Here is an 11,987-nt window from a genome sequence, read left to right as displayed (position 1 = left end):
TTTGAAGTACGAAGAAAAAATACTGACTAGTTTGGTTGAGAATTTCCGAAAGAGTAAAAAAGATGCTGGTAATAATAAGACCAATAGGAGAACACAAATAAAACCTGAGAAACTATATAAGAAATATAGTGCCAATGACGGAGATTTTGAAGAAATCACAAAGCTTAATCAGGCGGTAGAAGAATTGTTCCAAAAAGGTTTTGTTGCTAGAGAAACAGAAACTTTTGGTACCCAACTTCATTGTATTTATCTAATAGATGAGAAAATACAAGATATCGAACAATATCTGGCAGATAAATACGGATATGTGTCGAAGGACATGAAGATTGAGAAACTAAAAGAATTGGTTGATAAATATCAAAATGCCTCATCTATATGTAAGAAGGAATGTGCTAAATTGACCGAGTATATAAAAAACAGAAAGATTCCAAAGAATATTGACGAATTAGATAATATTTTGAAAGCAATAGCTTTTATTGAATCAAATAAGCAAGACTTATATATCAGAGAAGTCTCATCGAAGGTATATGGAGATTCGAAGTTTTTTGAAAATGAAATATTGCAGTCGGTTTGCAGCATATTCCGTAAATATTCAAATCGGGATTCTGATAATGAATTATCGGATGAGATTCTGTTAGATTACCATATAGCGAAAGAACCACAGAAACTTTGTATCAAGGGCAATGCGATAATCACTATTTCAGGAAAACAAATTGATATAAGCGGGTTTCATGATGGGATAGAGTTTCTTGCATCAGATTTGATTAATATTCAATCGGTTAAGATTATTGCTCTGAAGTTTATGACAGTTGAAAATCGAACCTCTTATCTTAGATATCATGCGGAGAATGTTGTGACGTTTTATCTTGGTGGATATATGAATAGATATCAGCGGGATTTTCTTAAATTAGTGTATGCATTCAACAAGGATATTACATATGAGCATTTTGGAGATATTGATGCGGGGGGCTTTTGGATTCATCATAATTTGTGTGAAGTTACCGGAATAAATTTTGGGCTGTTTGGCATGTCTGTTGATGAATTGCAAAATGATACATATGCATTGTGTTTACATGAGTTATCAAGTAATGATAGAAACAGACTCACGGAGTTAAAAACAATAAATACTTATGCAGAAGTAATTCATTACATGTTAGTACAAAATGTGAAATTAGAACAAGAGATTGTAAGTTTGGATCTGATGAAAAGAAGCTCGGAGTTATGCTAGATACAGAGATATATATAATGATAAAATACTATAAACTAATTCTTATGAGGAAGACTTAATATTAATTTATGTATATTTGTTGGTCATGAATAGAAAAGTCTTTAATACATGAGCTTTATGGTTTCTATTTAAAAAAGTACCACATGGATACATCCGTATTGTATTTTTAGCGTAATCAGATTTACCGTCTTTAAGTTTAAATTCCTTTTTCATAAATTGAGAAAAGATTTTCATAGATTTTTATAAAGTTTAGCGGAGGATATTCTTCTGCCGCCTTTGTCATAGAAAGGAAATTACAATTTAAGTAATATAGATATAAAAGTAAATATATCCAAATCGTTCTAATTTGTAACCGCTTAAAATTCATGTTACAATAAGAGTAACAAAAGAAAGGTGGTTATTATGGAAAAAACAGTATTAGAATTCACAGTCGAAAAGACAAAAGAATTAATGAATGCCTCAACCTGCTGTAAAGAGTTGAAAGAGTCGGCACAAGCATGGCTGGATGCAGTAGGGACAGAAAAAGAAGCAGATGAAACAAAGAAATACATTGCGGAACTAGAAGATAATATTATGAGTGTGGATGGGTTAATTGGTTTTGTTGAATCAGAAGTAGGAATAAAGCATTTTGGGGAAGAAACAGCGGCGAATATTGCGAAGCATGGTAAAGAAATTAAAGCAAATGGGGCAAAATACTGTGATTGCCCAGCTTGTGCAATTGCGGAAGCGATCCTTGATAAAAAAGATGAGCTTTTGAAATAAAAATTCATAGTTCTCTATACGTGAATAATCTTTAATATTAAAGAACAGTGATAATTCATTTTATTGCTGTTTTTACTTTATTTTAAAGTATGTATTTGATAAATCTTTTTCATAAGAGGGAGTTAAAGATGGTAATTCATCTTCACCTCTAGTAAAATAAAGGAAAGTGGGCGTATCTACAATTATGTAAAGAGGATAGGAAGGAGCAGGTTTATGAAATTTAGGGATAAACGGAGCGATGAAATAAAAGAGGCCTATGCTATTGAAATAAGGGACAAGAAGGCATACATAACGTTTGTAGAGAATGGTAAAGAGTATGCTTATTATGAAGATAATATTGAAATTATAAAGCCGTTAAAAGAACAAAGTAAAAGAGAGCCTTTTAAAATTTACAAGTTAAAAAAGCGTTGTTATCGATGCCATAAAGATACAACGATTTATACTTACATTGTTTTTAATGATGGAACTAACGAGAATGTGGAGTATCCATGGGATAAGAAAAGGCTATTGAAGAATCAAAATTTAATGGCTCATCTTCAAGATCCGAGTATTGAATATTATGGCTTGTTGGTGATCGGCGATGACGAGAGGTTAGATGCGTTAATCATGAATCATTATCCAGATCGAATCAAAGTAAAATACAGTAAGACACAAGGAAGAAGTTATCCGATGAATGTATGTGAACACTGCGGGGCACAGCAAGGATGGTATTTTATTTATCATGAAATTAATGAATTGATTAAAGATATGAAAGAGATCCCGTTTGAGGATGTTTGAATATGAGGGTAAAGAAGGAGAGAAAAAAACAGAACTAAGATATAAAGTTATTATTGATACATTAGGAGAAGTTTATTTTTCAGAAGTCAGGACACCGAATAAAATATCCCCTGCCAAATTATAAGGTGAATACAGATACAGTGGAGATCGGAGCTTTAGAAATGGATTATGATCAGCTGATTAGAATAAAATAATAAGAACGAAGCACAATATAGAGTTATATTGCCTTTTTAATCGGCCACATTGCTTGTCACATAGATTGGATTATGCTATTTATAGAAAGGAGAAAACAAGAAGAAAGATAAGGAATACTTTTAGTTGGTAAAATCCAATAAAATTAAAAATTATTTATTTGCCTTTAAGTAATGAACTGATGCGTGTAGTAAAAATAATAGGTGTTGTTGAAGTAGATATGAAAAAGACCTAATGTCCAGTCCCTTTAGCTTCTGATGATATTCAAAAAACAATCGACAAAGGTAAATGAGGATATAAAAGAAAAAAGATACGTTGTTAGAAGGAGAAAAGTATGAGAGAAACCGTTTTATATATTGCGATGAGTTTAGATGGCTTCATTGCCGACCATGAAGGTAAGGTAGACTGGCTCGTTGGAGATCAATCATGTGATCTTGAAGAAACCAGTTATGGTGAATTTATAAAAACGATTGATACGGTCATTTTAGGACACACAACTTATCATCAGATTGCGACAGAATTGTCACCTGATAACTGGCCTTATGAGGGAAAACAAACTTATGTTTTCACCCATCACAATTATCCTTTGCAACCGGAAATCAAATTTATAAATGAAAGAGATATTTCGGTGTTTATTGATGAACTTAAACATCAAGAGGGAAAGGATATTTGGATCTGTGGTGGAGCGAGTATTGTGACTCAATGCCTAAAAAATGACAGGATTGATCGACTGCATCTCACACTGATTCCATGTCTTTTAGGAAAAGGCGTTCGCTTGTTTGAAGATCAGGAACAAATGAAACGATTTAAATTAATCTCTAATAGTAACTTTAATGGAATGGTGGATATAGTTTATGAACGAATTAGAGAAAATTAGAATGACACAATAGTTGAATATCAAGCTGGTATATATTTAGCCCTGAATAAAGAACTTAGTTATAGTAAATTGATTTTAAATTTTACCTATGTTATAATAGTTAACGACATATGACGGAAATAAAGGGAGGAGAAATTTGATGGCAAGACCAACCAGATGCAGGAGAATCTGCACAGAACCAGCTTATGACTGTTTTCAGCCAGATGGAGTGTTGACTGGTGAGGAGATTGTCATGGCACTTGATGAATATGAGACAATCCGTTTGATTGATTTGGAAAAAAGGACTCATGAACAATGTGCAAAGCAGATGGGAATTTCTCGTACAACAGTAACAGAGATTTATGAAACTGCCCGACAGAAACTTGCGGACAGTGTTGTGAATGGAAAAAGACTGTATATTTCCGGCGGTCACTATCGGTTGTGTGATGGAGCAGCTTCTTTTTGCTGTAATAAGACATGTAACAGAGCAGAGGCATCCGTCAGAAAAATAAGGATTCAAGGGAAGGAAGAAAATCAAATGAGAATAGCAGTAACTTATGAAAATGGAATGGTTTTTCAGCATTTCGGGCATACGAAGCAGTTTAAGCTTTATGATGTTGAGGATAAAAAGATTGTAAAATCACAGATTATCGATACGTTTGGTCAAGGGCATGGTGCATTAGCTGAGTTTTTGAAACAAGCAGGCGTTGACCTGCTCATCTGCGGTGGGATTGGTGGGGGTGCCAAGACTGCACTGTCTAACGCCGAGATTCAATTGTGTGGCGGAGTAACTGGAGATACAGATGAAGCAGTTACTGCTTATTTGGCTGGGGAACTGAATTATGATGTAAATGTACATTGCTCTCACCATGAACAAGAACATAATTGTGGGGAACATCATTGTGGTGAAGATAAGCATGGCTGTGCAGGCAGTAAAGGCAGTAATTAATAAGTCACTTGCTTTCTATAGTCTTAGCTCTCACGGACAGGGAGTGTATTCTTGAAAAATAAGAGCATATTAAATGTTTCTAATTGATTAGTGCCGCTGTTATGGATTGAATGGTTGACACTATTTATAAATCGATCAAAGAAAATTAGAAATGAATAATGAAAATAGTATACGTTATTATCGAGTGGTCAATTTATATTGGCTGCTTTTTATTTGTTTAATTATAGAAACAAACGAATGAAAAGTAAAATCGACAGGTATTCGGCAGTTTTTACCAAAGTTGCAGCCTGAATTCATATTATTTGTGATAAAATGGTTGTCTGTTATTAAAAAAGTAATTATGATGTAAGTAGAGGGGAGGAATCCATAATGTCTGATACACCCAAAACATCTGTTACAAATGAGATAAACTATGTCTATAAAGTTTATCGAAATATTATTGCTCTAGGACTCCTTCTGCATATCGTCTATACGTTATTATTTGGATTGTTTCAATATAAGCTGGGTTGTCTATATAATATTGGAAGTGTTGTATTTTATAGTGCTATGTTGTATATTGCTATAAAAAAGCGCCGTTATACTTTAGTCGTTACACTGATCCATATGGAATCCTGCCTGTTTGTATTTTTACAAACACTGATGTACGGATGGGATGGAAGTTTTTATATGCTGCTGGTGGCAATGGCAAGCTTGGTTTATTTTTGTCCTTATAAACGTACTTATATTCCTTATCTTATATCTGTTTTTCATTTTACTGTTTTCTTTATCCTTCGTATCTACACCTTGAATTATGCTCCGTGGTTTATGATTAATCCTATTTTTACGCATGCTATTTTCTTTTGCAATTGCATCGGTTCTTTTAGTATTATTTTGTATGTTGCCTATGTTTCTAAAGTTAATGCGGCCGTAAGTCAAAAAGAACTGATGATTCAAAATGATAATCTTCAGCAGCTGGCAGACTATGATCAGCTGACGGGCTTGTATAACCGTCATTATTTAAAAGAAATTTTCAAAAATGGTATCAAAGAAAATAAAGTGCTGGCGATTGGAGATATTGATGATTTTAAAATGATTAATGATCAATATGGTCATATTTGCGGTGACCAAATCCTTCGTGAACTATCTGAGCAGATGCGACAGTTTTTCGATTCCGATGTTGTCTTGTGCCGCTGGGGCGGAGAAGAATTTGTCTTTGTATTTTCAAAAACAAGCCTTGAGAAAGTACAAAAAGAATTGATTGATTTTTGTCAATGGATAGAGGAATATGACTTTCACTATGAAAATAATGTGGTTCATATTACCTTAACCTTTGGGATAAGTGAAAATAAGGATGAGATGGATTTGAATCAGTGGATTGAACGGGCAGACCAGCTGCTTTATAAAGGCAAACAGGATGGGAAAAATAAGGTCTTGATAAAATAGACCTTTTTTCATGTAATAAGATGTTGCATTGTATGAAGCAAAGTACACTAGTAAGAAGCTTTTTTACTTTATGATTAAGTTAAAAAAAGATAGGTTAATCGCATCAAGTTCCTTTAGCTTACTGCTCAGTTAAAGGTTTTTTGCTTTTCCTATCTCGTTTATATAAAGAAATATTCTATTTTTTGTATTTAGTGAATTCTTCACGAACCTGATCTAAGAAATATTCAGAAGCTTTAGAGAAAATCTGATATTTTTTCCAGACAAGATTCAAGTTAACCTCAAGTTTTGGCTCTAATGGACGAAAACATAGAGGACTGTCACCGCTGGTGTTAATCAGCTTGTCTAAAGTTAAAGCGTATTCTCCTTCTTCTTCAACCAAAAGGGAAGCATTATAGATTAGATTATACGTTGTCGTGATGTTTAAATGCTTATGATTTCTACCAAACCAGCCGGCGATTTCATTTTCTACGGCTCTTTGGGTTGAACAAATCAGTGGTTTGTTGACCAAATCTTTAGGAGTAATCGTTGATAAAGCAGCTAATGGATCGTCTTTTCTCATCAAAACGCCCCATACGTCGGTTGTCGGCATTTTAATGAAATCATATTTAGAAACATCAGCCGGTTCAATAAGAATACCAAAATCAATGAGACCTTTATCCAAACGGTCGGTCACATCCTCAGCATTTCCGCTGTAAAGATGAAATTTTAAATGCGGATGATCTCGTTTGATTTTGTGCATCACTTTAGCAATTAAGCGCATACTGTCTGTTTCACCGCTGCCAATGAAGATATCACCGCTTAAATCACTGTCATCGGCTAACATTTCAGCTTCTGTCTTTTCGACTAAACTGACGATTTCCTCAGCACGTTTTCTTAACAGCATCCCATCTTTGGTTAATGTAATCTTGCGATTCCCACGAATGAATAATGACTTTCCCAATTCATCTTCGAGATCTTTCATTTGTCTTGAAAGTGTTGGCTGGGTAATATGTAAAAATTCAGCGGCTTTTGAAATTGTTTCTTCTCTGGCAATCGCTAAAAAATATTCTAATACTCTTAATTCCATAGTAGCTGACCTCCTTTATATTTTAGTATAGCGTCAATTTATATGCTTATCAAGTATATCAGCGTGTTATATATAGGTCTATTATTTTAGATAATAAAAGTATCTCATCATTATAAGATACTTTTCATATTACAGTGTCCAATTTGTAGGTATATGCTCATTCCCCCATTGACATAATGAACTTAAAATCGGCATCATGGATCTTCCTGTTACCGATAGAGAATATTCGACTTTAGGTGGAACCTGCGGATATTCTTTACGAATAATAATACCATCTTGTTCTAAGCCTTTTAGTTGACTGCTGAGCATTTTATGAGTGACATTGCCTAATGCTTTTTTTAATTCTCCATAGCGCATAATCTCATTTTTCCACAGCCAAAATAAGATATGCATTTTCCATTTGCCCTCGATTAAAGATATGGCATAGGCAAACGGGCGAATATCTATTTCTTGGTTATTCATCTTTACTCTCCTTTTAGGTAGTACCTTTCTTAAAAGTGCGTTCTATCTTTTTGTATTATACTATGATAAGATTTGATTAATCAATAGGAAAGAAAAGGAGTAATATTATGAGCCGATTAAATACATCTGTAAGAATAAAAAATTTAATTTTAAAAAATCGTTTGGTTATGCCGCCGATGGCAACTTCTAAAGCCGATCATGGGGAAATCAATCAAGCTCACTTAGACTATTATAAAGAGAAATCATTGGGGGGCTATTTAGGTCTGATTATTACCGAACATAGTTATATCAGTGATGAGGGAAAAGCAAGTCTTCACCAGGTATCTTTATCTAAAGAGGAAGATGCAGATGGATATCGGAAGTTAGTAAGATTAATTCATGAAAATGGTACCCCGGTTTTTGCACAGATTAATCATGCCGGCAGCAGGACGATCAGTGAAACCAAGCTAAGCGCCAGTGCAGTTCATCATCCTCGTGATAAAAAGGATGATCCTTTGCCAAAAGAAATGAGTGCTGCAGATATTGAAAAAGTAATTAAAGATTTTGTCAATGCTGCGATTTTAGCGAAAAAATCCGGTTTTGATGGAGTAGAGATTCATTCGGCACATGGTTATTTGCTTAATCAGTTCTATTCACCGATAACCAATAAAAGAACGGATCAGTATGGAGGGAATCTGCTTTCAAGAATCCGTCTGCATCTTGAAATCATTGCAGCAGTTAGAAGAGCAGTGGGAGATGATTATCCGATCGCACTGCGTTTAGGCGCATGTGATTATTTAGAGGGCGGGAGTGACATCAGCGATGCATTAGAGGCTTGTATTGCTTTTGAAAAAGCAGGAGTAGATTTACTGGATATCAGCGGAGGTTTGAATGGGTATCTTCGTCCGAATCGAAATGAAGAAGGGTATTTTAGTGATGTAACTTCACTCATCAAGGAAAATGTCTCGATTCCGGTACTTTTAACTGGCGGCGTTAAAACAGCAAACGGGGCAGAAAGCCTGTTGGAAGAAAACAGTGCCGATTTAATCGGAGTTGGACGAGCATTGTTTCAAGATTCATTATGGGCAAAGCATTGTATTGAATCTTTAATATAAGAAGTGATCTGTGAATAAAGCAGATCTTTTTTATTTAGTGTTGACAAATAATTCCGGTATGATATACTTCAAGTGTGGTAGTTAGTTACTTTAGTAACAAACTATAGAAGGAGGGCTTCATGAAAATAGATACAGCAAGTGAAATTCCTATTTTTATCCAGATTGCCGAGCAATTGGAAGATTCTATTTTTACCGGTATTTTTCTAGAGGAAACTAAGGTTCCCTCTACAAACGAAATATCCATGATTTTTAATATCAATCCTCATACTGTCTTAAAAGGAATGAATTTGCTGGTAGATGAAGATATTCTTTATAAGAAAAGAGGATTAGGTATGTTTGTCAAAGAGGGCGCAGTGGAGAATATACGGATAAAAAGGAAAAATAAGTTTTACGATCAGTATATAGCAACATTGATCAATGAAGCTAACAAGTTAAAGATGAGCAAAGAACAAATTATTCAATTGATAGAAAGAGGGTATAGTAATGAGAGCCATTGAAATTAATCAAGTATCAAAAAAATACAAGGACACATTAGCCTTAGATCAGGTTCACTTTCAGTTTGAACATGGAAAGATCTATGGTCTGCTAGGCAGAAACGGAGCTGGGAAGTCAACACTTCTAAATATTATATCCAATCGTATTTTTGCTTCCGAAGGAACAATTCTGATTGATAGACTAGACAGCAGAGACAATGAAAAGGTGCATGAACTTATCTTCTGCATGAGTGAGGCAAATCTATATCCTAATCTTAAAGTTAAAGAATTAATGAATTGGACAAAGCAGTTTTACGATTGTTTCGATATGGAAAAGGCGATTATCCTATGTAATCAATTTGGATTGGATCGTAATAAAAAGATCAATGCGCTTTCTACCGGATATAAATCGATCTTTAAATTGATTATTGCTTTATCTTTGCAGGTTCCCTATGTTATTTTTGATGAACCGGTATTAGGATTGGATGCCAATCATCGTGAAATGTTTTATAAGCTGTTGTTGGAGGATTTTGAAAAGAGTCAGCGTACAATCATTTTAGCGACTCATTTAATTGAAGAGGTGGCGGGCGTGATTGAGGATATTGTTATTATCGATCATGGTAAAATACTGCTTCAAGATTCGGTAGAAAATCTGATGTCTAAAGGTTACAGTATTTCCGGACTGCAAAGTGATGTTGACGCATATTGTCAAGATAAAAATGTGATTGGTTTTGATGAGTTAGGCAATATGAAAATTGCCTATGTGTTAGGAGAACTTGATGAATGTCAGTTAAACGAGCGTCTGCATCCGTCATCGATTAACCTACAAAAGTTATTCGTAAAATTAACAGAGAATGGGGGAGCTTACTAATGAAACTTAAAACACTAATTAAATTTGAATGTTATACTTCGTTGAAATCATTAGCTGTTTTCTATGCCATTTTATATGGAATTATTCTATTTGGATATTTAATTGCCTGGATGATTCAAGGGCATCTAGGAGGATCTGTTTTTAGTGGAACAGAGATGGCGTGTATGATTTATTTAGGGATTCTTGGTTCTCTGGGGTTTAATGAAGATTTCAAGTTTTTTATGCAAAATGGATTCACAAGAAAATCTATTTTGTTAGGAACACTGGGGATGTTTGTCTTTATCTCATTACTGATGGCGGTTGTTGATACATGCATGGCTGCATTGCTTGTGCAATTTACCGGATTTGCTCCGCTTTTTCATCAAATTTACGGATCCGGGCATTCCATTTTAATCCAGTTTATTTGGCTGTTTGGATTTTATTTTCTAGTTTCATCATTGATGTATCTGCTGAATTTAATATCAAATAAAATAGGTAAAAAACTATTCTATTTTATCTTAATTACATTAGGACTTGTGTTATTTGTGGTCACTCCATTACTTTTCAATTTAGTTTTGCCAAGAGAGCTTGTGATGGATATTCTTTATGGACTGTTAAGAGTAATCGGCTATAGAAGTGATGGCACTATTCAATTTTCATTTCCAATCTTGACTGTTTTAGTTGTCAATGTAGTGATTATGATCAGTAGTTATTGGGTTATTAAAAGGACCGAACTTAAAGTATAAAGGCTTTGGTCTTTTTTTTGTTTTCAAAAATAAAAGGATGATCATGAATATTTTTTGATTAAAGGTTATATTTAGTGTTGGCAAGGGTGTGTTACTGTAGTAAACATTTTATTTAGAATAATGGGTCTATCGGATTGTTGGATACTTAACAAACCGCATGTTTGTTTTATCAATAGGTTTCGTGTATAATAATAAAGAAAGAAGGGGATAGTGTGAGATTGAAAAAATTTTATATTATGATGTTAGCACTGTCTCTGATATTATGCGGCTGTTCAAACAAGAAAGGGGATTATCCAAGTGATTATCCGGATTCACCTTCCTATAGTGAAGAGGATATTTTATATCCGGAAAACTCCGGAGAATATCTTATCCAAAGTTCTATAGCAAACGTTGATTACAGCCATTCTGATTTAGGCTATGTTATGGCTTATTTGAATAATGAGAGTGAAAAAAAGATCAAAATTCAAATATCCACTTCCGTACAAACTTATAATTATGATTTAATCAGCACTGAACCGGTGGCGTTTCCAATGCAGATGGGAAATGGGGAATATCTTATTAAGATATTGGAAAACACACAGGGGGATGAATATGCGATCGTGAAGTCGCAGAAAATTAATGTAGTATTAAAAGATGAATTAACGCCTTTTTTATATCCTAATCAGTTGGTTGATTATAAAAAAGGAGATATCATTACACAAAAGAGTATTGAACTGGTAAAGGAAGATACCAATGACTTACAAAGAATTCGTAATATTTACGATTATGTAGTGCATTATCTTGATTATGACGATGATAAAGCGACGATCGCAACGACGAAATATATTCTTCCGAATTTAACGGAACTATTTGAAAATAAAAAAGGAATTTGTTTCGATTATGCAGCCATGATGGTCGCAATGCTGAGAATTAATCATATCCCGGCACGACTGATCTGTGGGAATACAGATATCGAATATCATGCTTGGGTAGAGGTTTATTTAGAAGGAAAAGGCTGGGTTAATCCGGATACATTTATTGACGAAAAAGTATGGACACGAATGGATCCTACTTTTGCCAGTTCAAAATTCAATTATAAAGGACAGTATGAAGCTGTTTACTATTACTAGG

General features: G+C 34.2%; 13 protein-coding genes. 11 read left to right on the top strand and 2 right to left on the bottom strand.

Annotated features, from left to right (window positions below; genetic code table 11):
- Window position 1 precedes the first annotated feature (1 nt).
- The 6 genes from ACLRVU_RS02820 (at window position 2) to ACLRVU_RS02795 (ending at window position 6,186) form a co-directional block, all read left to right on the top strand.
- A complete protein-coding gene (locus tag ACLRVU_RS02820; RefSeq protein WP_412890598.1) occupies window positions 2-1,228 on the top strand; it encodes a Wadjet anti-phage system protein JetD domain-containing protein in 1,227 nt (408 codons plus the stop codon).
- Window positions 1,229-1,630: 402 nt separating this feature from the next.
- On the top strand, window positions 1,631-1,990 hold the full coding sequence (locus tag ACLRVU_RS02815; RefSeq protein WP_412890597.1) for a molecular chaperone Hsp90: 360 nt from the start codon (window positions 1,631-1,633) through the stop codon (window positions 1,988-1,990).
- 213 nt (window positions 1,991-2,203) lie between these two features.
- Entirely contained in the window at window positions 2,204-2,767 is a 564-nt protein-coding gene (locus ACLRVU_RS02810) for a hypothetical protein (protein ID WP_412890596.1), read from the top strand.
- Window positions 2,768-3,293: 526 nt separating this feature from the next.
- Window positions 3,294-3,836 carry a dihydrofolate reductase family protein gene (locus ACLRVU_RS02805; protein WP_412890595.1) on the top strand — a complete coding sequence of 181 codons (543 nt, stop codon included), beginning with the start codon at window positions 3,294-3,296 and terminating at the stop codon, window positions 3,834-3,836.
- Between the two features lie 139 nt (window positions 3,837-3,975).
- Entirely contained in the window at window positions 3,976-4,764 is a 789-nt protein-coding gene (locus ACLRVU_RS02800) for a DUF134 domain-containing protein (RefSeq protein ID WP_412890594.1), read from the top strand.
- A gap of 369 nt (window positions 4,765-5,133) precedes the next feature.
- A complete protein-coding gene (locus tag ACLRVU_RS02795) occupies window positions 5,134-6,186 on the top strand; it encodes a GGDEF domain-containing protein (protein WP_412890593.1) in 1,053 nt (350 codons plus the stop codon).
- Window positions 6,187-6,361: 175 nt separating this feature from the next.
- On the opposite strand, the gene ACLRVU_RS02790 is transcribed toward ACLRVU_RS02795, so the two are convergent.
- Both ACLRVU_RS02790 and ACLRVU_RS02785 read right to left on the bottom strand, forming a co-directional pair.
- Complete coding sequence (locus ACLRVU_RS02790; protein ID WP_412890592.1) at window positions 6,362-7,252, bottom strand: LysR family transcriptional regulator; 891 nt, start codon at window positions 7,250-7,252, stop codon at window positions 6,362-6,364.
- Window positions 7,253-7,381: 129 nt separating this feature from the next.
- Entirely contained in the window at window positions 7,382-7,714 is a 333-nt protein-coding gene (locus ACLRVU_RS02785; protein ID WP_412890591.1) for a winged helix-turn-helix transcriptional regulator, read from the bottom strand.
- Between the two features lie 107 nt (window positions 7,715-7,821).
- On the opposite strand from ACLRVU_RS02785, the gene ACLRVU_RS02780 reads away from it, so the two are divergent.
- From ACLRVU_RS02780 to ACLRVU_RS02760, 5 genes are all read left to right on the top strand, one after another.
- Window positions 7,822-8,808 (top strand): NADH:flavin oxidoreductase, encoded by a 987-nt coding sequence (locus ACLRVU_RS02780; protein ID WP_412890590.1) that lies wholly within the window; start codon window positions 7,822-7,824, stop codon window positions 8,806-8,808.
- 119 nt (window positions 8,809-8,927) lie between these two features.
- Window positions 8,928-9,305 (top strand): GntR family transcriptional regulator, encoded by a 378-nt coding sequence (locus ACLRVU_RS02775; RefSeq protein ID WP_412890589.1) that lies wholly within the window; start codon window positions 8,928-8,930, stop codon window positions 9,303-9,305.
- Window positions 9,292-10,152, top strand: coding sequence for an ABC transporter ATP-binding protein (locus ACLRVU_RS02770; protein ID WP_412890588.1), 861 nt, complete (start codon window positions 9,292-9,294; stop codon window positions 10,150-10,152). Before ACLRVU_RS02775 ends, ACLRVU_RS02770 begins: the two co-directional genes overlap by 14 nt.
- Entirely contained in the window at window positions 10,152-10,877 is a 726-nt protein-coding gene (locus tag ACLRVU_RS02765) for a hypothetical protein (protein ID WP_412890587.1), read from the top strand. Before ACLRVU_RS02770 ends, ACLRVU_RS02765 begins: the two co-directional genes overlap by 1 nt.
- 212 nt (window positions 10,878-11,089) lie before the next feature.
- Window positions 11,090-11,986 (top strand): transglutaminase-like domain-containing protein, encoded by an 897-nt coding sequence (locus ACLRVU_RS02760; RefSeq protein WP_412890586.1) that lies wholly within the window; start codon window positions 11,090-11,092, stop codon window positions 11,984-11,986.
- Window position 11,987: the final 1 nt, after the last annotated feature.

Origin of the sequence: Beduini sp., from assembly GCF_047239305.1 — a bacterium.
Taxonomy (GTDB): Bacteria; Bacillota_I; Bacilli_A; order Erysipelotrichales; family Coprobacillaceae; genus Beduini.
The sequence above is the reverse complement of the archived record's forward strand: the minus strand, read 5'-3'. Positions and strand labels throughout refer to the sequence as shown.